Origin of the sequence: Saezia sanguinis, from assembly GCF_003991585.1 — a bacterium.
Classification (GTDB): domain Bacteria; phylum Pseudomonadota; class Gammaproteobacteria; order Burkholderiales; family Burkholderiaceae_C; genus Saezia; species Saezia sanguinis.
In genome coordinates, this window is the sequence record NZ_PQSP01000017.1 from 1 (window position 1) to 2,194 (window position 2,194).

General features: G+C 58.2%; 1 protein-coding gene. It reads right to left on the minus strand.

Annotation, left to right across the window (positions count from 1 at the left end; translation table 11 throughout):
* The coding region (locus tag CUZ56_RS14805) for a type VI secretion system Vgr family protein (RefSeq protein ID WP_148113761.1) at positions 1-2,194 on the minus strand (2,194 nt) is incomplete at both ends.

Sequence of the window (2,194 nt, forward strand, 5' to 3'; positions counted from 1 at the left end):
TGATCTTGATATAAGCCCCGCCCGATGTCAGCAAGATCTCCTTCTCCGCTGCCACCTCCACCTTGTCTTCTGTGGACACGATCTGCATCTTCTTGTTGGCAAACAATTCCACGTTGTTCTCATTGGCCTGCACCCTGATTCTGTCTTTGCCTGCCACCAGCTTCATTTCCTGCTCTGCACTGAACAGCGACAGGCTTTCTCTGGCTGCTGCCCTGATGTTCTCATAGGCACTGAGGTCCGTGCTTTGCAGCGAGGTCAGGGTGATGTTGGCCCCGGCACTGATCTGTGCGCTCTTGGGCGTGGTGTGCGCCATGCCTTCGGGCGCACTGCTCAGAATCCCGGCTTTGATGAGGTCGGTGTACACACTACTGAGTTGTTGTTCCTGGTCCTGGGTGTCCGCAGGCAGTGCCTGTGCAGTCTGGGCTGCGGTTTCCAGGCTCTTGGCCAGGCTCAGCGCCTGTTCGAGTTGTTCTATGGCCTCCTGCAGGTCCAGTTGTTTGCCCTGGGCGTTCTGGCGCTTGTCGGCCGAGATGTAAAGGCCCTGCCCGGCCCGGATGGCGCCCCAGCTGTCGGTTCTGAGTTCAAAGCCGTCTCCCCTGTGTTCTCCACTGCCGTCGGTTTTGCGCGGATGGGTGAGGTAGCCCATGGTGAGTTGGGTGACGTCATGGGTGCTGTGGAGCTGGGTTTTGATTTCCCCGGTGGTGTCATCAATCAGGAGTTCGTTGTAGCCCCCGCCTTTGTGTTCTTTGCTCTTGACGGTCTGCTGGGTTTTGAGGGCCGGCAAGGTGTAGGGGGTGGGATGGTTGGCGTCATAGGTGCGCCCGGTGATGATGGGTTGATCGGGGTCGCCATCGAGGAAGTCAACGATGACTTCCTGTCCGATGCGTGGTATGGCGATGTGGCCCCAGCCGGCTCCGGCCCAGTTCTGTGCGACGCGTATCCAGCAGGTGCTGTGTTCGTCGTTACTGCCGATGCGGTCCCAGGGAAATTGGACTTTGACGCGTCCGTGTTCGTCGGTGTAGATTTCTTCTCCCTGCGGGCCTACAACGTGGGCAATTTCGGGCCCGTGCAGGTGTGGTTTGGCAGGGATGGGTGCTTTCCATTCGGCGGTGGCGGGTACCAGTTCTGCGGTTTGCTGATAGCTGGTGCTGGCTTGTGCTTGTGCGGCTTCTTCTTCTCCACTGGTGTGTTGTTTGCCGCTGTGTACGACTTTGACGGGACGCCACAGGGTGTTGAGTTCGCTTCTGGGGTGGCCGGTGAGTTCAAAGGCAACACCGGGTTGGATTCTGGCGTCATCCCCGGTAGCGATGGCGAGTTTGGCGTCTCTTCTGAGGGATTGCAGTTTGGTCTGGGTAAAGGGGGCGCCGGCAGCATCTTGCTTGTAGCGCCCGGGGTAGTCGTAGCGTTCGTATTCGGTGGATTGAGCGGGCATGTCACGCCCCAGGCTTGCTTGTTGCTGGTCGTAGCGCGGGTTTTTGAAGGTGTAGTCGCGCTGGGTCTGGCGTGCGGTGCGCACTTTGTGGTGGTAGGTGAAGTGGCGCAGCGCCGGCTGGGGCTGGTCGCCTGCGGGTTTGGGCTGGTACAGGACAGCCCCGCTTTGCAGGGCGCCAAAGGTTTGGATGACGTCGGTGATGTTGAGCTGGTGCCCTTGTTCGCTGTGTTCAAACCGGTAGACAAAGCCTTCTTCGGACAGCAGGCGCTGGATGTACTGGAAGTCGGTTTCGTCGGCTTGTACGCAGTATTCGCGGCTCAGGTGGGTTTGTTGCTGGTTCAGGGTGTAGTTGTCGACTTTGTCGGCTTTGAGGACTTCGCCAATGATTTCGGGCACGCTTTGTTGCTGGAAGATTTCCCAGTCTGAATATAGCGCTGTGCGGGCAAGCATGGGCTCTACCACTGCACGGTAGCGGGTCCTTCTGAAGCCGGTTTCGCGCTGGCTGATGTCTGAGATGAGCCCATGGACCTGCCGCACTGCGGTTGCCCCATCCCAGATGGTGAAGAGCGCGGGTTTGTCTATCAGCTGGTCAAAGTCGATGTTGGCGTCTGTGCTCAGCAGTTCGACTTCAAGCACAAACGGTTCGTTAAGGGCTTCTTCGAGTTTGAATTCGACCACGTCAAAGCTGATGCCTGACGCTTCGCCTTGTTCTTCACCATCACCTTGCGCCTCAAAGCTGTATCTCAACTCTGTCTGGGACAT